Genomic DNA, 18,478 nt, shown 5'->3' on the forward strand with positions numbered 1-18,478 from the left:
GGATTCTCCCTTGGGTCATAAAAAACAGTAGACCCGATAGCTATTATGCTGCAACGCAATATAGTGTAAGCCAAGCAACCACCAAACGTCGACAAAGAATCGAAATTTATCCATTATCTTGTTTTCATTGTGGCCTGCTTAAGCGTGCTGTCTCCCGTTTTTAACCAAATATGTTACATTGCGTCATATAGACCTCTGTCGTAATCGACCCGTACCCACAGTAGAGGCTCTCATCTATGAGCGATAACTCCTCGCAGCGTGTATCTAGCGGCACAAAATTTCGCAATGAGCAGGGCATGGCCGTCATTAAAGATGGTATCAAACAGGGCAAAACCCAAGACGATGCGCCATCACTTGAACGTAAACCCAAATGGTTGCGAGCCCAAATTCCGGGGGGCGAGCGTTTTGAAGCGGTGAAAAAAAACGTGGCTACCCACAATTTAAGCACCGTGTGTGCCGAATCCCACTGCCCCAATATGGGCGAGTGCTGGAGTAACGGCACCGCCACGATCATGCTGATGGGCTCGGTATGCACCCGGGCGTGCCGCTTCTGTGCTGTCGACACTGGCAACCCCAAGGGTTGGCTTGACGCTGAAGAGCCGGAAAATACCGCCAAATCGGTCAAGCTCATGGGGCTACGTTATATTGTGTTGACCTCGGTTGATCGCGATGATCTCGATGACGGCGGTGCCGCCCACTATGCTAACTGTATTCAAGCTATTAAAACGCACACGCCCGAAGTGGTTGTTGAAGCATTGACCCCCGATTTCGACGCTGAACCTGCCGCAATAGAGCGCGTGGTCGATTCAGGGCTTGAGGTATTTGCGCAAAACGTTGAAACCGTCGAGCGTTTAACCAGCCGCGTGCGTGATCCGCGTGCGGGCTACCGTAAAACCCTTGATGTACTGGCCCACGCGAAAAAGCATCGTCCCAATGTACTCACCAAAACGAGCTTGATGCTGGGGCTTGGCGAGACCGAAGCCGAGATTCTGCACACCTTCGATGAATTGCGAGAGATCGGCGTCGACATCGTCACGTTAGGACAGTACCTACGCCCAACAAAAAACCACTTGCCAGTTGAGCGCTACGTGACGCCTGAAGAGTTCGAGCACTATCGCTTGCTAGGGCTAGAAAAAGGCTTTATGGAAGTCGCTTCCGGGCCGCTAGTACGTTCTAGCTATCGCGCTGATCGCGTCTTCGAGAAAAATAACCTAGGCCTTGCTTCCCCGGCGGCAGTTCCCGGCCAGCAAAGCAAAGACGAAAACCGCATCCCTGTGCAGCACGTAGGCTAGCGAGTGATCAAGCGACACTCGATACGCGCCGCAAGCGCTTGCGCGAGCTGCTCTCCCACCGTTTCACAATTGACCGGCTGGTCGGTTAAGTCCGCTAGCCGCGTCATTTGCATACCGGCGTAACCACATGGGTTAATGCGCGCAAAAGGCGATAAATCGCCATCCACATTAAGCGCTACACCGTGGAAACTGCCGCCTCGGCGTATACGAAGCCCCAAAGACGCCACTTTCGCCTCGCTTGACGCCGCCTCAACGTATACCCCGGGGGCATCCGGGCGCGCTTTCGCCACAACATGATAGCTTGCCAGCACATCAATCACGGCATTTTCAATTGCCGTGACGAGTTCCCGAACGCCTATTTTGGCGCGTCTAACATCCAATAGTGGATAAAGCACCACCTGGCCTGGGCCATGATAGGTGACTTGGCCACCACGGTCGGTTTGTACCACGGGAATATCGCCTGGCATCAATAAATGCTCAGGCTTTCCTGCCTGCCCCTGAGTAAAGACCGGCTCATGCTCCACCAGCCAAAACTGATCTGGTGTCTCAACGTCACGAGTATCGTTGAGCTCGCGCATGGCTTCCCACACCGGCTGGTAAGAGCGACGCCCCAGGCGGTGAAGCTCAATTGGCGGCAAATCCTCAGCCATGCTCTACACAACCATGTGGACGCGGCCGGTCGCTTTTAAGTCGAGAAACAGCTGATTCAGCTGTGTCTCGCCGGTAGCGCGAATGGTTACTCTCACCGACTGAAAGCGGCCGTTGCGGCTATCGACTACCTGCATTGAGGTTTCATCGAAGTCTGGCGCGTGGCGAACTAACACTTGGCATACCGTGGCGGGGAAATCCGACGCCGCATCGCCAACCACTTTGATGGGGTAGTCGCAAGGAAAGGTGATTTTCGGCGGCTTTTTCTGTGTCGCCACCGCAGGGCGCATATCTCGAAAACCTTGCTTGCCTTTCGGAGTCATTTATTCACCTGCTAATCGATTGATAGGCTTTGTCACGTTGCATGACGCACCATCAAGAACACTTATCAAGACGATATTTTTAGTCCAGAAAATTGCTCAAGAGACCACTAAAAAAACGACGCACTTGGTCAATTAGGCGCTTAAAAAGCCCCCCTTCTTCGACGCTTTCCAGTGCGACGAGGCGCCGTTCACCGACGACCTCGTCTCCCAACACCACTTCCAGCGTCCCGACGTCATCGCCCATGGATATCGGTGCATTAAGGTCGTTATTCATATTCAGCCGGGCGCGTAGCTCATCGTTACGGTTACGCGGCAGCGTCATATAAACTTCTTCGTCGACGCCAATGCGCACTTCATTATGCTCTCCGCCCCAAATACGCGGTGTGGCCAAAACAGCGCCACGCTCGTAAAGGTTCATGGTTTCATAAAAGCGAAAGCCATAACTCAAAAGCTTCTGTGTTTCTTGGGCACGCGCCTCTTCTGAATCGGTCCCCATAACCACCGATATTAGACGCATTCCATCGCGCTTAGCCGACGCCACAAGCCCATAACCCGCCTCAGAGGTCCAGCCTGTCTTCAGGCCATCCACACTCGGGTCACGCCACAAAAGGCGGTTGCGATTCGGCTGATCAATCCCACCAAAGGAAAATGTTCGTTCGGAGTAGGTCGCATAGTGCTCGGGGTAGTCGTTAATGATGTGCTGCGCGAGAAGCGCCATATCCCGAGCGCTGGAGTAGTGATTTTCGCCCGGCAAGCCCGTCGGGTTTTCAAAATTGGTGTTATCCATGCCAAGTCTTGCCGCGTGCTGGTTCATCAAATCCGCAAAAGGCCCCTGGCCACCAGCGAGGTGCTCTGCCATTGCCACGCTAGCATCGTTTCCTGAGACGATAATAATGCCGTGCAATAAGTCTTCAACAGAGACCTGCGTGCCCACTTCAATAAACATCTTGGAGCCGCCAGTGCGCCACGCTTTTTCGCTCACGCTTACCATGTCATCAAAATCAATGGTGCCACGGTTAAGCTCGCGCTCGACCAAGAACGCGGTCATCAGTTTGGTAAGACTCGCCGGCGGCAATCGCTGATCGGCGTTCTGCTGTGCAAGCACATGCCCGCTATTGGCATCCATCAATATCCACGATTTAGCTGCCAGCTGAGGCGAGGCGGGAATAATGGTTTGTGGCTGAGAAATCACCTGCGCAGAAACCGGTAACGCAGCTGTCATCACCACAGCGGCCATCAACAGCGCGAGGAAGCCAAGGCCAAAACGACAACAAAAACGACGCAATATAAAAACGTTCATAACAGATATAATCTCACTTAGGTAAAAATGCATTATCTCACGATAAAGGGTTGGGGAAACCCTGCCTGACGAAGCGACTCGCGCAGCAACGGCTCATCTTGTTGGCGCCTAACCGGTCCGACTTGTACGCGGTACACCTCGGCTTCGCTAGTCACACGCACATCGTGGCGTAGCTCATGTTGTAACTGCTGCTTAAGTTGATCAGCACTTTCCGCGCTGCCTAGGGCGGCAATTTGCAAGTAAAAAGGGACGGTTTCCTCTGCTGATTCGGTTGCCGGCTCACGTGCCGCAGACTCTTGAGCCGGTTTAACATCCGAAGCACTAGCCTGCCAGCGCTTAGGGTCGATGGCTTCGACCTTCACACGTCCCGTGCCTTCGTCGATAAACCCAAGCCGTGACGCTGCGGCATAGGAAAGATCAATTTCACGCTCACTGTGAAAAGGGCCGCGGTCATTGATACGCACAATGACGGCGTTACCGTTATTCAGGCTCGTCACCCGGGCAAACGTCGGTAACGGCAGCGAGCGGTGTGCTGCGGTCATTTTGTACATATCGTAAATTTCGCCGCTAGAAGTGGCATAACCGTGAAATTTCTCACCATACCAAGAGGCGGTCCCCTCTCGCGAATACCCCGTTGCGTCTGATAGTACGCGGTACGTTTTGCCCCACACCTGATAGCTTGAGCGATTACCTGCACGCGAATGCGGTTCGTCTCTAGGCTCAGCATCGGGTACGCGAGAAACATCGGGTGGGTCAAGCGGATAGGCATCGCCACTCAAGGCATAGCGGCCGTCGCTGCCCGCTGATGCTGGATCGGTTTGTTGTAACCCTGAACCCGCTGGGTACTCGGCATGCTGAGTATCCAGGCTTGCACACCCGCTCACAAACAAGGCCAAGATCAACAGCGCCAGCGGCGCCGATGTGCTTGCTCGGCATGTTGTAACACCCACCTTAGGCTGCCTGCTCATTGCTTGCCCTCTTGCTGCATCTTATGCGCGCTTACTATGGCATCGGCCAGTGTTGCTACCGCCATTGCATAGAGATGACTGTGGTTATAACGCGTTATCACGTAGAAATTAAAGCCCCCGAGATAATATGTCTGGCTGCCATCTTCTCGTGCCAAACGTAACGGCACCACGCGGTTATCTTGACGAGATAAAAACGCGTCCGCGCCCTCTCCCACTGGATGCAGTCCCGCGCTTTCTGCTTGCGCTAGTGTATAGGCAGGTGTTGAAACTTGATTAAAGGGAATGTCAGCTTGAGCTTTTTCCCCGGCAGACGAAATCTCGGCACGCTGGTAAATCGGCTCACCTGCCTGCCAATCATGCTCGGCAAAGTAGTTCGCTACGCTGCCGATGGCATCCACTTGATTGTTCCACAAGTCACGCTGACCATCACCATCGAAATCGACCGCATAAGCTTGGTAGCTAGTGGGAATAAATTGCGGGAACCCCATCGCACCTGCATAAGAGCCGGTTAACTCAGCGGGGTCGACACCCTGTTCATAGGCAATACGCAAAAAGGCCGCGAGCTCACCGCGAAAAAAAGCGCCGCGTTGCGGGTGGTGAAACGCTAATGTCGCTAGTGAATCCAGCACCCGGTGACGCCCCTTATAACGCCCGTAATAGGTTTCCACCCCGATAATCGCAGTGATGATCTCAGCAGGCACGCCGTACTCGGCATCCGCACGTTCTAGCGCTTCATGATGCTGTCGCAAAAACTCAGCCCCTTCATCGATACGCTGCTCGGTGAGAAAGATGTCGCGATACTCATGCCATCCCAGCCGCCGTTCGGCCGCCCCAGCCATGGCATCCAAGACGTCTTGACGAAACGTCGCTTGCTCAAGCGTCTGAGTTAACCACTTGGCAGGCAACCCCCGCTCGGCAAGCTCCTCGACCAATACCTTGGTATCAGCATTATATCGCGGGTGGAAGTGCTGAGCCTCTGCCATACTGGTAACCGCGCTTACCCCTATCCACCCTGCTACCACCGCGCTTAATACAAAACGCTTTGCTCGCTGCTTACTCTCCATTTTCATTATTGGCTCCCACTTGCCAAACTCGACTATTAGCGCGACAAAAGCCGACGGTGCGCGTGTATCGACATCAAAATCCCAAACCCTGCCAAAAGCGTCGCACTGGATGTGCCGCCGAAGCTAATCAAAGGCAGCGGCACCCCCACCACGGGCAAAATGCCACTGACCATCCCGACATTAACAAAAACATAGATAAAAAAAGTGAGAGTAATACTGCCCGCCACCAAGCGGCCGAAAGTGTCTTGGGAAGCCCCGGAAAGCCACAGCCCACGGCAGACAATCATAAAGTAAAGGGTAAGTACCGCCAGCATCCCCACTAAGCCGAACTCCTCGCCCAGCACAGCGGAGATAAAATCGGTGTGACGCTCGGGTAAAAACTCCAGCTGTGACTGAGTTCCTTCGAGCCACCCCTTGCCCCAAAGACCACCACTGCCAATCGCCGTAGTGGATTGAATAATGTTCCAGCCAGCGCCAAGCGGGTCACTATCGGGATTCAAAAATGTGAGTACGCGCTGGCGCTGATAGTTATGCAAGTTCATCCACAGAAGTGGCAATGCAGAGGCCACCAACACAATCACCAAGCCAATCAGCCGCCAGGATAATCCTGCCAAAAGCACCACAATAATGGCGGCACTGCTGACCAGAAGCGAAGTACCCAAATCGGGTTGGGAGGCAATTAGCATCACAGGCAGGCCAATGAGCCCTGCGCAGACCAGGATATCGCGCAGCTTCGGCGGCAACTCGCAGCGATTTAAATAGGCCGCGACCATTAGCGGAACCGCCAATTTCATCATCTCTGATGGCTGAAAACGCACCACACCGGGAATCATCAGCCAGCGTTTGGCGCCCATCCCCATATCGCCGAAAAACTCTACCGCCAGCAGCATTAAAACCCCAACCCCATACGCCACTGGCGCCCATCGCAAAAAGGTTCGGGGAGAAAACTGGGCAATAATCACCATGCCCACCAGCCCAACGCCAAAGCGAACACTTTGCGCATACACAGTTGCCATACGTTGGCCTGACGCACTGTATAAAACCACTAAACCTAACGCCATTAGCAATAGCAAAAGACCAATGAGCCAGGGGTCGAGGTGTATCCGCTCCCAGAGACTTTTACGCCGCGACATGCCGCTATCAGGCGGTCGCACTGGATAACGGCGTAACCCACGTGTCAACGTCAACCACGACATACGTTATTGCCCCTCTGTATTGGCGTTGCCGCTTTCCAACGTATCTCGAACGTCATCAACGTCGGGCGCCTCATCTTCCAAAAGCCACGCATCCGTCATCGCACGGGCTAAGTGAGCGGCATGAGCACTCCCACCACCGGCATTCTCTACAATGACAGAGATGGCAATCTGCGGGTCCTCCAGCGGGGCAAAGGCGATAAACAGCGCGTGATCGCGTAGGCGCTCTTCAAGCTCATCCGCGTTGTAACGCTGATCTTGGCCGAGCGAAAATACCTGTGCTGTCCCCGACTTCCCTCCCATCCGGTACTCCAAGCCCACACCGGTACGTCGTGCTGTGCCTTCGTGCCCGCTCAACACTTTTTCCATACCGCTGAACACAGTGTTCCACCAGCCATCTTGTGCCAACTCGATATCTTGCGGCGTACCGGGCAACGCTGTCGGAAGGGGCGCCTCACCCAGTTCACTGGCCAAACGCGGCTTGACCCAATCGCCGCGATTGGCCAACGTCGCCGTGGCGGTAGCCAGTTGCAGTGGCGTTACCTGCCAATAGCCTTGGCCGATACCCACTGACAACGTTTCCCCAGGATACCAGGGGTGATTATAGCGCTCGCGCTTCCACTCCCGCGAAGGCATCAGACCGTCGCTCTCACCTTGCACGTCGTGCGCAACGTGCTGGCCAAAGCCGAATGCCGTCATTTGTTTGTGCAACCTATCGATGCCCAAATCATGGGCTAGCGAATAGTAAAACGTGTTATTAGAAACGGCGATGGAGCGCTCCAGGTCTACCCGGCCATGCCCCCAACGCAACCAGTTGCGGTAACGGCGCGAGTCATTGGGTAGCTGAAAATACCCCGGATCGTTGATCGTGGTATCCGGTGTCACCGTACCCTCGCGCAGCGCCGCCAAGGCCAAAAACGGCTTAATCGTCGAGCCTGGTGGATAATGCCCCCGTATCGCCCGGTTAAACAAAGGCAAATCGAGATCTTGTTGAAGCCCTCGATACGAGGCGACATCGATACCGGTGACGAACTGGTTGCTATCAAAACCAGGCGCCGAAACCATCGCGAGAATGTCGCCGCTTTGCGGCTCAATTGCCACAATCGAGCCACGCCGGCCGTCGAGCAAGTCATAGGCCAGCATTTGTAGCTCTTTGTCCAGCGTTAGCGTGAGATTTTTGCCTGGCGTCGGGTCGGTTCTCCCTAACTCGCTCAGCACGCGACCACGGGCATTGGTTTCCACTTTACGCAGTCCGGCTTCGCCGTGAAGCTCATGCTCATAAAACTTCTCAACGCCAGTTTTCCCGATGAAGTGTGTACCGGCGTAGCTACCTGAATCCAACGTTTTGAGCTCTTTCTCATTAATGCGGCCGACGTAGCCTAGCGCGTGCGCCATCACCTCGGCGTCTGGGTAGTAGCGCAAAAGTTGCGCCTCTACTTCAACACCCGGCAAACGATGGCGATTAACCGCCAGCCGGGCGATTTGAACCTCGCTTAAGTCGCTAATCAGCAGCGCCGGCTGGAAAGGGCGCTGGCGCTGGCGCTGGCGGGAGCGAAGATGAAACGCTTCCACATCTTCTTCAGGTAAATTGAGCAGTTCGATTAAAAGTGCGAGGGTTTTATCCAAGTCGTCGACTCGCTCGCGCACAATCGTCAAATTATAGGTCGGGCGGTTTTCCGCTAGCAGTACACCATTACGATCGTAAATCAGCCCGCGCGTGGGCGGTAACGGCTCAACCCGCACGCGGTTGTTTTCCGAGCGCGTGCTGTAAAGATCATGTTGCACGACTTGAAGATAGACGAGCCGCCCCATCAGAAGTGCCATCAGCACAGTAACAACCAGCAGTGCAAGCAGCGCGCGAACACGAAAAATACGCAGCTCGTACTCACTGTTTTTTAATCTGTCAAAGCGCTGAGGCATAGGGCTGATAGGTCTCAAAACAATCCAACAACGCCCGCCGATGGGGCGCTATCTCTGACGTTAGCGGTGATACGGGTGGCCCACAAGTAAGGTCCAAGCGCGATAAAGTTGTTCAGCCAGCATGATGCGGACCAGCGGGTGAGGCAGCGTTAAGGGCGATAATGACCAAGCTTTATCAGCCTTGGCGGAAAGCGAAGGGTCTAAACCATCGGGCCCGCCGACGAGAAGCACGATATCTTTTCCTAGCATCCGCCACTGATCGGCTTCTTGAGCCAAGACCTGTGTTGACCATGCTTTGCCCTTCACTTCCAATGCCACCAAGTATTCATCGCCTTTGAGCTTTTGACGAATACGTTCCGCTTCTTGCCCGCGCGCCTTGGCGACGTTCGCATTCTTGCCGCGCTGCCCCAAAGGAATTTCTTCTATCTCAAGACTGAAATCGCGCGGCAGCCGCTTGCGGTAGGTGTCAACGCCCTCTTCTACCCAGGCGGGCATTTTGGTGCCCACCGCGAGCAGGCGGATTTTCATGAAGTGGAAACCTGATCTTCCATCCGTTCGCGCACAATCTCGTGCGCTACCGTGCTATCGGCAGGCAAATCAGCCCACAGGCGCTCAAGATCATAAAGCGCACGCGCCTCGGGGAGCATGATGTGCACGATGATGTCGCCAAGATCGACCAGTACCCAGTCAGCATTGTTCCCGCCTTCAACACCGCGGGGTTGTAAACCTTCGGCTTTCGCCTTTTCGACAAGATGTTGCGCCAATGCCGAAACATGGCGCGTTGAGGTGCCGCTGACAATGATCATAAGATCCGTGACGTCAGTGAGCTTTGCCACGTCAAGCTGAGTAATATCGCGACCTTTAAGTTCTTCTAGCGCGTCAATCGCTAGCTTTTTCAGTGTATCGATGTGCATGTCTCCTAAATACCAACCTCATGGGGTGGGGTGGGATGTAAAGCTGGCCATTGTAACCACTTATTTTGTGGCTGCCAGCGCTTATTAAAAGGCGCGTATTTACGCTTATCTGCCGCCTTCAGGCAACCGATAAAGGCATTGATGCGCGATTTCGCGCTCTACCGCTTCAGGTAGCAAATAGCGCACGCTCTCCCTTCTCGCTAAACGCTGTCGAATTCCCGTTGCTGAGATTCCCATCGGCGAGGGCAGCGTCACCGACAGTACGCGCCCGTGTGGTGTTGCCATTAACGCTGCCACGTTATTGACTTCGCGCCCGGCGAGCAGTTCCAAAAGCGCCTGCGAACGGTCTGGAGAATAGCCAGGGCGCGCCATGACGACGATATGGGCCAACTCAAATAGGCGCTCCGGTTGGTACCAGTCGGCCAGTTTTAAAAAAGCATCCTGCCCCAGGGCCATGATTAAGCGCGCCTCAGTGCCATAGTCACTGCGTAACGCTTCAAGTGTTAGCAGACTGTAAGAGGGCCCATCGCGGCAAAGCTCGCGATCGTCCGCTATTAAGCGCGGCGTATCGCCAATCCCCGCCTTTAGTAGCGCTAGACGCTGCTCAGCCGAGACCTGGGGGCGGTCACGTAGCGGCGGCTGAGGTGCTGGCATCATGTGCAACTGATCCAGTTCAAGGGCTTCACAAAGCTCTACGCCACTACGCAAGTGACCAAGGTGAACTGGGTCGAACGTGCCGCCAAACATTCCTATGCGCTGAGTGCGCGCAGGTGGTGTCATTGCCGCACCTGGCCGTCGCCTAGCACCACGTATTTTTGCGTCGTCAGCCCTTCCAGCCCTACTGGGCCGCGCGCGTGTAGCTTGTCGGTAGAAACACCAATTTCGGCGCCCAAGCCGTACTCAAACCCGTCGGCAAAGCGCGTGGAGGCGTTAACCACCACAGAGCTTGAGTCAACGTCGGCCATAAACTGACGCGCCAGCGTGTAGTTTTCCGTCACGATGGCATCGGTGTGATGCGAGCCGTAGTGTTCAATGTGCGCGATAGCTTCATCAATGCCATCGACAATTTTAATTGCCAACACGGGGGCCAAATACTCTTCACCCCAGTCCTCAGCACTTGCTGGTAGCGCCTCGGGCACAAGCGCTTGCGTGCGCTCGCAACCGCGCAGTTCAACGCTGTGCTCGGCATAGGAACGCGCCAATGCCGGCAGCAGCGTTTTAGCGATTTTCGCATCCACCAGTAACGTTTCCATCGTATTGCAAGTACCGTAGCGATGCGTTTTGGCGTTAAGGGCAATCGCGCACGCTTTATCCAGATCTGCCGTCGCATCGACATAAACATGGCACACGCCATCCAAGTGCTTAATGACCGGCACCCGTGCCTCGCGAGAGATACGCGCAATCAGCGATTTTCCCCCTCGCGGAATAATCACATCGACAAACTCAGGCATGCTGATCAGCTCGCCTACGGCGGCGCGGTCGGTCGTTGCAACCACCTGCACGCTGCCTGCCGACAGGCCCGCATCGACAAGCCCCGCTTGAATACACGCGCTCAGCGCGGTATTCGACGCGGCAGCCTCGGAACCGCCGCGCAAAATACAGGCATTGCCCGATTTTAAGCACAAACTCGCCGCTTCCATCGTGACGTTGGGGCGTGATTCGTAAATAATACCGATGACACCGAGGGGTACGCGCATCTTACCCACTTGAATACCGCTTGGGCGTGCGCGCAGGCCGTCAATCTCGCCTACCGGGTCGGGCAACGCGGCCACTTGGTTAAGCCCTTCGACCATGGCATCGATACGCGCATCGTTAAGCGCTAGGCGATCGAGCAAGGCCGGGTCCAAGCCATTGTCGCGGCCGCGCTGCATATCTAACGCGTTAGCCGCTAGCACGTCTTCGCGGGCGGCATTTAAGCGCTCGGCCATCGCGGCCAAGGCGTGGTTTTTGCACCCGGTGTCAGCACGGCGTAATACGCGCGCAGCATCACGGGCAGCCCCCCCGACGGCATGCATATACGCCGGAATATCGGCGGTTAACTCAACAGCTGGGTTGGAAAACGATGTGGAAACGCTCATGCCCTCTCCGTGCGTTTTGACTCAGTGAGTCTTATGTTAATAGATGGTGACCGCTCGGTGTTAGGCAGCCTGCCTGGAAGTCAGTATGATGCGGGTTAAACATGGCATTGCGCTCTACCAACGCAAGGGGTCAATAGTAAGGCACCATGCAAAGTAAATACAAAATTCAACTTCTGCGCGGCAATTTGCTCGCCGCAGCGGTTGTGTTAGCCCTTTGGACAGCGGCAGCGCCACCTGAAGCCGCACTGGTACTGTGGCTTTCCGCTGGGTGGCTGTTAATAACTGCCGTGCTGCTCGATTTTAGCCATCGCCGCGCGCGCGGGGTCCCTTGGCAACTGCTTCCTGGGGCGCTCTTAATCGGGCTTATCGCCGCCGCCCCGCAACGCCATAGCCTATTAATTTGGGCGTGGGCAGCCCTATTTATGCTGCCGCAAATGAACTGGGTAGCCGCGTTTAACGTTAGTGGTATGGCCTTGAGTTTAGCATTGATAGCGCCTCAGCTATCGCCACCAAGCGGGTGGCTGATGACGCTCTCGCTAGGTGTGTTAAGCCTTTTAGCCCTTTCCCGTGCGCGTCAACTGACCGATATAAACGGCACCATTCGTCAGCGTTTACGGCTGATCCCAGGGTTTAACCTATGGGCACGCGAACAATTGCTGCGTGATCTTCCCACAGAACAGACTCGCTGCGAGCGCGAAGGCATTCATGGCGAGCTACTCATCTTACGGGTAAAGCGGCAAAAACTCTGGCCCGTCGCACGTAAGCTGTGTGAACAGACGTACTACTTCGAGAATGTGTACCGCATTAATCGCACAACACTCGCGCTATTACTACTATCCCGCTCACCTAAGGAGACCACAGGACGTCGCGAACGCTTACTCATAGAACTCCCCGACGCCTTGGATGCCCGTTCTTTTGAGCTGATGGATATCGAAACTGAGCCACTCGACTTAGGCAGTCTCACGCGTTCTAAGCCAGCCACCCGCGCTCATGAGGTCATATGATTGAGCGCATTCCTCGGCATTTAATGACGCTCGCCTACAGCGCGAGCCTGGTGCTCATAGCAAGCTATACCACGTGGCTCTATGCCATAGGGTCTTATGCTGACTTGGTCATCCCGAGCTTCATTACAATACTGCTCTCAACCGCTCTTTTGATGCATATCGGCAAAGGATTCAAGCCCTACGTCCCCCGCCTGATTTTGCTTGCCAGCACGTATATTGTAGTCATTGAGTCACTATCGCAACACGCGGAAACGTCTTTATTATGGCTTGGGCTCCCGCTAACTGCAGCGTTCATTCTCTTGCCTCTGTGGGTAGCGCTGGGCCTCAATGCGGTGCTAACCCCTCTGGTGTGGTGGTTAACCCCGTTGCATCACGCTGCCTCAAACGAGCTATGGGTGGGACTCTGCGTTGTGATACTTTTGCTTGCCTTGCCGCGCTGGGAGCATGGGCGACGTCAAGCCCTTTTACGCGCCACCGACCCGAATGATGATGATTGTAACGCCTTCCACAAGGATACCTTACATGCGCGCTTACACAGCGAGTATCAGCGCGCGCGGGTCCTCAATCGCCGTCTGGCGGTGTTGGTGGTCCATTTACCCCAGCTGGATATGGCCGGCGAGCAGTTTGGTCATCGCGCTCAGCTCGCATTATTAGAATCACTATGCCATGAAGTTAATCGTCACTGTCGCGACCACGACATTCTTGGCCGTGCCGACAGTGCCTCGTTCTGGTTAGTCCTGCCAGATACCAGCGAAAGCGGCGCGCTCCTAGTGCGTGAGCGACTACAACGCGCCATTTCACGCTGCGTACTGGTTGAAACGGGACAAGTCGAAGCTCGCATTGCCGCCTGTTTGCCTCGCGCTCAGGAAGCGTTTGAGCACTTTGCCCAACGCCTCGAAGCCCGCGGCGCTAGCCTCTCCAACGCTTAGTTTAGCTTTCCTGACGATACTTACCTTTCCCGATTATACTTACCTGCCGCAGGAGACGCCTTTGGCGCTTATCGATACGCTCCACTTATTAACGCTTAATCCGCCCTTGTTACTTTGCATAGTGCTGGCGATTTCATTACTAGAATCGCTTGCCCTAGTGGGTTTGCTGGTACCGGGCGTGGTGTTAATCACTACCGCGGCTTCCCTAGCGGGACACCAGGATATGGCCTTGGCGTGGTTAATCATTGCTGCCTTTATAGGCGCTTTTTTAGGCGACGGCATCAGTTATGCGCTGGGTTTTAAGTATCGTGAGCAAGTCACACAGCGCTGGCCACTGTCACAGCATCCCGAATGGCTGGCCCGGGGGACGCGCTTCTTTGAACGCTATGGCGCGTGGTCCGTCTTCATAGGCCGTTTCGTGGGTCCAGTGCGGCCGGTTATTCCCTTGGTCGCTGGCATGGTGCGGATGCCGCCGCGCACCTTTATCTGGGCCAACCTCGCCTCTGCCGGGTTATGGGCGCCCGCTTATGTGCTACCCGGCTACTTACTGGGCCGCACTTGGCAGCAACATTTAACGCTTCCGCCCGGTATAGAAGCAGCTCTCGTCATACTCGGCACGATTATCGTCGTTCTCGCCGTCATTTTTTCCTGGGGACGGCATCAAACCTCACGGCACGGCACGCTTTATCGGGCGATTGCCGTTAGCATTCGTCGTTTGCCACTGCTACGCCGACCTTGGCTCGCCATGAGCCAATCAGGCGATGTTCCGCTGGCTTCATTGCTACTGCTGGTGATCGCAGTGGGCAGCCTATCCGGCTGGACGCTTTTGGTGATCGGCCACGATGGACCGCTGGAGATGGATCTATTTGTTCAGCATCTGCTAACCCAGCTGCAAAGCGATGTTTCTGACACCGTCAGTCACATTTTTGCGCGTATCGGCGATACCTTGGGCATTATTGCCTTAACCCTGCCGTGGGCAACGTGGATGCTGAGGGGTAAGAGATGGGATGCGCTATTGCACTGGTGTGGCGCCTTTGCTGGCGTCACCCTGCTTAACATAGTGGGCAAAGGATTATTTGAACGCGCCCGTACAGATACACCGGACTACCTAATGGGTTCGTACTCTTATCCCAACGCCCACACATCGACAGCCGTAGTGCTATTTGGGCTGACGGCAGCTTTCGTCGCAGCCGAAATGCCTCGTCAAAAGCGATTTTGGGCTTACTGGGCAGCACTGGCGCTTGCATTACCCATGGCGTTATCGCGGCTGGTGGTTGGTGTACACTGGTTTAGCGACTTGGTGGGAGGCGCGCTACTGGGATTAGCCGTCTGTGCGCTCACGCTGCTGTACTGGCAACAGCAACCTCGCCCCTCTCTACGCTCCTGCCCGTGGCGGCTGCTCAGCGTCGCATCGCTGATGCTAATCGGTGCCCGCGTCAGCTTGCTGCCGCCAGTGTAGAATCAAATAGCTGCTCGCACGCTAGCCTAGCGCTAACCACACCCCCACCCCAATCATCAGCGTGCCCGCGATGCGGTTCAACAGCCTAACATTGCCGCTTCTCCCCAACAGGCGCCGCAGTGTTTTGCCTCCCGTGGCGTAGGTCAGCATGCTGGCCAGTTCAATGGTTAAAATCACCGCGATCAGCACACTTAGCTGCAGCGCCAAAGGCTTTTCGCCATCCAAAAACGGCGGCAACAGCACCATAAAAAATGCCCAGCCTTTCGGGTTAGCCACCGCGGTAACAAAGCCTTGCATCGCCAGCTGCCAGCGCCCTACCGGTGGTCCGGATTGTATGTCAGAGGGTATGGCCATGCGCCCACGGGAACGCCACATCATCACCCCCAAATAGGCGAGATACGCCCCACCCACCCATTTAAATATCGCAAAAACGTCAGGGTGCTTGAGCATTAACGCCGCAACACCCGCCCCAGCAGCCGCTGCCACTAACCCCACACCTATTAGCTCGCCGATCATCATCCATAGGGTGCGCTTGACGCCCTGCGTCATCCCCAACACCATCGCCAGCGTCATGCACATCCCTGGAGTTAACGACACCAATAAAAAGGTTGGCACAAAGACCGAGAGCATAGCCCATGACAACATAATTAAGTTCCCTCTATTGTTTTCCCTCGCCCCAACGCGGCACCAGGGCGTGCTTAATACCCAGCTGATTGAGGATTCGCGCAACGATAAAATCGATCAAATCATCAATGCAGGTAGGTTTGTGGTAAAACCCCGGTGCCGCGGGCAGCATAACGACGCCCAAGCGGCTGAGTGTCAGCATGTGCTCTAAATGAATCGGTGAAAATGGTGTTTCGCGTGGCACCATGACTAAGGTACGGCGCTCTTTGATCGCGACATCCGCCGCGCGCTCGATCAAGTTATTGCTCGCTCCAGTCGCCACGGCAGAAAGCGTGCCGGTCGAGCACGGGCAAATCACCATAGCAGACGGCGCTCCCGAACCAGAGGCGACCGGCGCCATCCAGTCCTCGCGGCCAAAACAGCGGATTTGCCCGTCAGCGGCGCCACTACGCTCAAGCAATGCTTCAGTGAGGCGCTGCGGCTGGGCAGGCAGGGAAGTCTCCATCTCGGTCGCAATTACCATATGCGCGGCTTTCGAGATCATCACCCACACTTCGTGCTGGGCTTTAACGAGCACATCGATCAGACGCAACCCATACTGCGCGCCGGACGCACCGGTTAACGCCACGGTCACCGGCGGTTTAAAGGCTGTCATTCGCTACTCCTTGCCCTGCTGAGCTCGCGCGGCGAGCGCCGTTAATAAACGCGCGTGAACGTCGCCGAAACTCCCATTGGACATCACCACAATACGATCCAAAGGTGACGCCTGTGTGACCACCGCTTGTACGAGCGAATCAATATCATCATATCCACTTGCTTTATCGCCCTGCGGTGCAATTAGCTCGACAACGGACCAATCAAGCTCGGGTGGCTGATACCAGTACGCATGATCCGCCGCGGCCACGCTGTCCTTCAACTGCGTTTTCATCGTCCCTATGCGCATGGTGTTAGAACGTGGCTCGATCACCGCTAATAGCCGCCCTTTCGTCGTCGCGGCGCGTAAGCCGTTTAGGGTCGCGGCAATCGCCGTGGGATGATGCGCAAAGTCATCAATGACCTGAATACCATTGATCTCCCCGCGTACCTCCTGGCGCCGCTTGGGGTTTTCAAACCGCGACAACGCCGCGCAGCTGCGTGCAAGATCCGCCCCACAAGCAGAGGCCGCGGCCAGCGCCCCCAGCGCATTGCGCGCGTTATACTCCCCCGTGAGGGACCAATCCACCACGGCATCTTCTTCGCCGCTATCGTGGCGCCGGATCACCTGAAAGCGGCTTGCGTCCTTACGCTCTAACACCAGCTGCCATGCACTACTGGGCTCGCCGCCAAAATGCGCAACCGGCGTCCACACGCCTTGTTTCAACACCCGTTCAAGCGCAGGTTGGTCGTCCGCCACCCATATCTGCCCTTGGCTTGGCACCGTGCGCACAAGGTGGTGAAACTGGCGCTCAATTGCCGCCAAATCGGGAAAAATATCGGCGTGATCAAACTCTAAGTTATTTAACACCGCGATCTGCGGGCGATAATGCACAAACTTGGAGCGCTTATCGAAAAACGCCGTGTCATATTCATCCGCCTCCACCACAAAGGGCGAATGACTATCGCCCAGCCGGGCAGAAACACCAAAATTGCGCGGCACACCGCCGATCAAAAAACCGGGTTTTAACCCTGCGCTTTCCAAAAGCCACGCTAAAAGGCTCGCGGTCGTCGTTTTACCGTGCGTGCCCGCCACCGCGATAACCTTGCGACCCGGCAGCACGTGCTCGGCGAGCCACTGTGCGCCGGAGGTGTAAGACAAGCCGCTATTTAACAGCGCTTCGACCTCTTCGTTGCCGCGCGAAAGCGCATTGCCCACCACGACGGCATCCGGCGCTGGCGCTAGATTGTCGGCGCGGTAGCCCTCTTGCAGGGTAATACCGACTTCTTCTAGCTGCGTGCTCATCGGCGGGTAAACGTTAGCGTCCGAGCCACTGACCTGATAACCAAGCTCGCGGGCAAGAAGTGCCAGGCTGCCCATAAAAGTGCCGCAAATCCCGATAATATGCAGATGCATGGCCGTCACGCCTCTTTGAATGTCTTGTTACACACGGCAAAGCCTGGCCGTGCTATTCGATGAAAACAGCGCCAAAGCCTAGCACGGAGGCCGGCGTGACTCACCCAGCACGTTACCGATGTGACAAAACCGGTGAGTTAATGCAGGATGCCCACATCGTTTTCACTATCTCTGGCTCTATTTCAATAACCCGCCCCCGTCTTTTACTCATTAGGAGCTCACAATGCGTATCTTGATTCGCTACTTTTTTCGCGGCGTTCGACTGATTCTCGCGCCGGTAATGTTAATTAGCGAAAAACTTTCGACCCCCAAATCCGTTGAGCGCACCTCTGAAGAGCAGGCCGAAGTGGATAAAGCGTGCGAAACATTAGCACTTTATCAGTTCCGTACCTGCCCGTTTTGCATCAAAGTGCGCAAAGAAATGGCACGCTTAGGGCTTAACATTGAGCATCGCGATGCTCAACTCGATCCGGCGCACAAAAAAGCGCTGCAGGAAGGCGGTGGCCGTGTCAAAGTTCCTTGCCTGAAAATCACCCACAACGACGGGCACGACGAATGGCTGTATGAGTCTGACGATATCATTGCCTACCTTCGTCGCCGCTTTGGGCAGGCCTAAACGAAAGTACCAAACACAAAACAGACGTTTGCCCCACATTTTTAACCTTTGGTCTAACCCGCGCCAACTAGAAGCCCCCGTTGCCGCGGGTCATAG

General features: G+C 55.4%; 19 protein-coding genes. 5 read left to right on the plus strand and 14 right to left on the minus strand.

The features are described from left to right. The first annotated feature begins 236 nt into the window (after positions 1-236). On the plus strand, positions 237-1,292 hold the full coding sequence (gene lipA, locus M8006_RS08630) for a lipoyl synthase (protein ID WP_250081224.1): 1,056 nt from the start codon (positions 237-239) through the stop codon (positions 1,290-1,292). On the opposite strand, the gene lipB is transcribed toward lipA, so the two are convergent. The 11 genes from lipB to M8006_RS08685 all read right to left on the minus strand — a co-directional run bounded on the left by lipB (position 1,289) and on the right by M8006_RS08685 (position 11,700). Further along, positions 1,289-1,942 (minus strand): lipoyl(octanoyl) transferase LipB, encoded by a 654-nt coding sequence (gene lipB, locus M8006_RS08635; RefSeq protein ID WP_250081226.1) that lies wholly within the window; start codon positions 1,940-1,942, stop codon positions 1,289-1,291. The two genes, lipA and lipB, sit on opposite strands and share 4 nt — an antisense overlap. 3 nt (positions 1,943-1,945) lie before the next feature. Next, the gene (locus M8006_RS08640; RefSeq protein ID WP_250081229.1) at positions 1,946-2,263 is read right to left on the minus strand and encodes an HP0495 family protein; all 318 of its coding nucleotides are present in this window, start codon (positions 2,261-2,263) and stop codon (positions 1,946-1,948) included. 79 nt (positions 2,264-2,342) lie between these two features. Next, positions 2,343-3,500: a D-alanyl-D-alanine carboxypeptidase family protein gene (locus M8006_RS08645; protein WP_250081332.1), complete on the minus strand. Its 1,158-nt coding sequence runs from the start codon at positions 3,498-3,500 to the stop codon at positions 2,343-2,345. A 95-nt stretch (positions 3,501-3,595) separates the two neighbouring features. After that, the gene (locus tag M8006_RS08650) at positions 3,596-4,531 is read right to left on the minus strand and encodes a septal ring lytic transglycosylase RlpA family protein (protein ID WP_250081232.1); all 936 of its coding nucleotides are present in this window, start codon (positions 4,529-4,531) and stop codon (positions 3,596-3,598) included. Then, positions 4,528-5,601, minus strand: coding sequence for a lytic murein transglycosylase B (mltB, locus tag M8006_RS08655; protein WP_430886814.1), 1,074 nt, complete (start codon positions 5,599-5,601; stop codon positions 4,528-4,530). Before mltB ends, M8006_RS08650 begins: the two co-directional genes overlap by 4 nt. Positions 5,602-5,630: 29 nt before the next feature. Beyond that, the gene (gene rodA, locus M8006_RS08660) at positions 5,631-6,791 is read right to left on the minus strand and encodes a rod shape-determining protein RodA (RefSeq protein WP_250081235.1); all 1,161 of its coding nucleotides are present in this window, start codon (positions 6,789-6,791) and stop codon (positions 5,631-5,633) included. 3 nt (positions 6,792-6,794) lie between these two features. Continuing rightward, positions 6,795-8,708, minus strand: a complete 1,914-nt coding sequence (gene mrdA, locus M8006_RS08665) for a penicillin-binding protein 2 (protein WP_250081237.1) — start codon at positions 8,706-8,708, stop codon at positions 6,795-6,797. Between the two features lie 60 nt (positions 8,709-8,768). Next, positions 8,769-9,236, minus strand: a complete 468-nt coding sequence (gene rlmH / locus M8006_RS08670) for a 23S rRNA (pseudouridine(1915)-N(3))-methyltransferase RlmH (RefSeq protein WP_250081240.1) — start codon at positions 9,234-9,236, stop codon at positions 8,769-8,771. Continuing rightward, on the minus strand, positions 9,233-9,622 hold the full coding sequence (gene rsfS / locus M8006_RS08675; RefSeq protein ID WP_250081242.1) for a ribosome silencing factor: 390 nt from the start codon (positions 9,620-9,622) through the stop codon (positions 9,233-9,235). Before rsfS ends, rlmH begins: the two co-directional genes overlap by 4 nt. A gap of 105 nt (positions 9,623-9,727) precedes the next feature. Next, entirely contained in the window at positions 9,728-10,402 is a 675-nt protein-coding gene (nadD, locus tag M8006_RS08680; RefSeq protein WP_250081244.1) for a nicotinate-nucleotide adenylyltransferase, read from the minus strand. Next, positions 10,399-11,700, minus strand: coding sequence for a glutamate-5-semialdehyde dehydrogenase (locus M8006_RS08685; protein ID WP_250081246.1), 1,302 nt, complete (start codon positions 11,698-11,700; stop codon positions 10,399-10,401). The genes nadD and M8006_RS08685 overlap by 4 nt, the downstream gene beginning before the upstream one ends. A 146-nt stretch (positions 11,701-11,846) precedes the next feature. Between M8006_RS08685 and M8006_RS08690 the strand changes: the two genes are divergently transcribed. The 3 genes from M8006_RS08690 (at position 11,847) to M8006_RS08700 (ending at position 15,092) form a co-directional block, all read left to right on the plus strand. Beyond that, on the plus strand, positions 11,847-12,704 hold the full coding sequence (locus tag M8006_RS08690; RefSeq protein WP_250081248.1) for a hypothetical protein: 858 nt from the start codon (positions 11,847-11,849) through the stop codon (positions 12,702-12,704). Beyond that, positions 12,701-13,633 carry a diguanylate cyclase domain-containing protein gene (locus M8006_RS08695; RefSeq protein ID WP_250081250.1) on the plus strand — a complete coding sequence of 311 codons (933 nt, stop codon included), beginning with the start codon at positions 12,701-12,703 and terminating at the stop codon, positions 13,631-13,633. The genes M8006_RS08690 and M8006_RS08695 overlap by 4 nt, the downstream gene beginning before the upstream one ends. Before the next feature lie 61 nt (positions 13,634-13,694). Next, positions 13,695-15,092 carry a bifunctional DedA family/phosphatase PAP2 family protein gene (locus tag M8006_RS08700; RefSeq protein ID WP_250081253.1) on the plus strand — a complete coding sequence of 466 codons (1,398 nt, stop codon included), beginning with the start codon at positions 13,695-13,697 and terminating at the stop codon, positions 15,090-15,092. A 21-nt stretch (positions 15,093-15,113) separates the two neighbouring features. Here M8006_RS08700 and M8006_RS08705 read toward each other — a convergent pair whose 3' ends face one another. From M8006_RS08705 to mpl, 3 genes are read right to left on the minus strand one after another with little or no spacing between them, the layout of a single operon-like run. Further along, positions 15,114-15,737 (minus strand): LysE family translocator, encoded by a 624-nt coding sequence (locus M8006_RS08705; protein WP_250081254.1) that lies wholly within the window; start codon positions 15,735-15,737, stop codon positions 15,114-15,116. Between the two features lie 13 nt (positions 15,738-15,750). Beyond that, the gene (locus tag M8006_RS08710; protein ID WP_250081255.1) at positions 15,751-16,371 is read right to left on the minus strand and encodes a flavin prenyltransferase UbiX; all 621 of its coding nucleotides are present in this window, start codon (positions 16,369-16,371) and stop codon (positions 15,751-15,753) included. 3 nt (positions 16,372-16,374) lie between these two features. Next, complete coding sequence (gene mpl, locus M8006_RS08715; RefSeq protein ID WP_250081257.1) at positions 16,375-17,766, minus strand: UDP-N-acetylmuramate:L-alanyl-gamma-D-glutamyl-meso-diaminopimelate ligase; 1,392 nt, start codon at positions 17,764-17,766, stop codon at positions 16,375-16,377. Positions 17,767-17,989: 223 nt separating this feature from the next. Here mpl and M8006_RS08720 point away from each other — a divergent pair, with 223 nt between their 5' ends. Continuing rightward, entirely contained in the window at positions 17,990-18,382 is a 393-nt protein-coding gene (locus M8006_RS08720) for a glutaredoxin family protein (RefSeq protein ID WP_250081260.1), read from the plus strand. Positions 18,383-18,478: the final 96 nt, after the last annotated feature.

The sequence above is a fragment of the Halomonas llamarensis genome (assembly GCF_023555005.1).
GTDB classification, from domain to species: Bacteria; Pseudomonadota; Gammaproteobacteria; order Pseudomonadales; family Halomonadaceae; genus Vreelandella; species Vreelandella llamarensis.

What these genes read in the sequence shown, in the direction of transcription:
- lipA (WP_250081224.1), top strand. Translation starts at nt 237, where the DNA reads ATGAGCGATAACTCCTCGCAGCGTGTATCTAGCGGCACAAAATTTCGC.
- lipB (WP_250081226.1), bottom strand. Translation starts at nt 1,942, where the DNA reads ATGGCTGAGGATTTGCCGCCAATTGAGCTTCACCGCCTGGGGCGTCGC.
- M8006_RS08640 (WP_250081229.1), bottom strand. Translation starts at nt 2,263, where the DNA reads ATGACTCCGAAAGGCAAGCAAGGTTTTCGAGATATGCGCCCTGCGGTG.
- M8006_RS08645 (WP_250081332.1), bottom strand. Translation starts at nt 3,500, where the DNA reads ATGGCCGCTGTGGTGATGACAGCTGCGTTACCGGTTTCTGCGCAGGTG.
- M8006_RS08650 (WP_250081232.1), bottom strand. Translation starts at nt 4,531, where the DNA reads ATGAGCAGGCAGCCTAAGGTGGGTGTTACAACATGCCGAGCAAGCACA.
- mltB (WP_430886814.1), bottom strand. Translation starts at nt 5,601, where the DNA reads ATGAAAATGGAGAGTAAGCAGCGAGCAAAGCGTTTTGTATTAAGCGCG.
- rodA (WP_250081235.1), bottom strand. Translation starts at nt 6,791, where the DNA reads ATGTCGTGGTTGACGTTGACACGTGGGTTACGCCGTTATCCAGTGCGA.
- mrdA (WP_250081237.1), bottom strand. Translation starts at nt 8,708, where the DNA reads ATGCCTCAGCGCTTTGACAGATTAAAAAACAGTGAGTACGAGCTGCGT.
- rlmH (WP_250081240.1), bottom strand. Translation starts at nt 9,236, where the DNA reads ATGAAAATCCGCCTGCTCGCGGTGGGCACCAAAATGCCCGCCTGGGTA.
- rsfS (WP_250081242.1), bottom strand. Translation starts at nt 9,622, where the DNA reads ATGCACATCGATACACTGAAAAAGCTAGCGATTGACGCGCTAGAAGAA.
- nadD (WP_250081244.1), bottom strand. Translation starts at nt 10,402, where the DNA reads ATGACACCACCTGCGCGCACTCAGCGCATAGGAATGTTTGGCGGCACG.
- M8006_RS08685 (WP_250081246.1), bottom strand. Translation starts at nt 11,700, where the DNA reads ATGAGCGTTTCCACATCGTTTTCCAACCCAGCTGTTGAGTTAACCGCC.
- M8006_RS08690 (WP_250081248.1), top strand. Translation starts at nt 11,847, where the DNA reads ATGCAAAGTAAATACAAAATTCAACTTCTGCGCGGCAATTTGCTCGCC.
- M8006_RS08695 (WP_250081250.1), top strand. Translation starts at nt 12,701, where the DNA reads ATGATTGAGCGCATTCCTCGGCATTTAATGACGCTCGCCTACAGCGCG.
- M8006_RS08705 (WP_250081254.1), bottom strand. Translation starts at nt 15,737, where the DNA reads ATGTTGTCATGGGCTATGCTCTCGGTCTTTGTGCCAACCTTTTTATTG.
- M8006_RS08710 (WP_250081255.1), bottom strand. Translation starts at nt 16,371, where the DNA reads ATGACAGCCTTTAAACCGCCGGTGACCGTGGCGTTAACCGGTGCGTCC.
- mpl (WP_250081257.1), bottom strand. Translation starts at nt 17,766, where the DNA reads ATGCATCTGCATATTATCGGGATTTGCGGCACTTTTATGGGCAGCCTG.
- M8006_RS08720 (WP_250081260.1), top strand. Translation starts at nt 17,990, where the DNA reads ATGCGTATCTTGATTCGCTACTTTTTTCGCGGCGTTCGACTGATTCTC.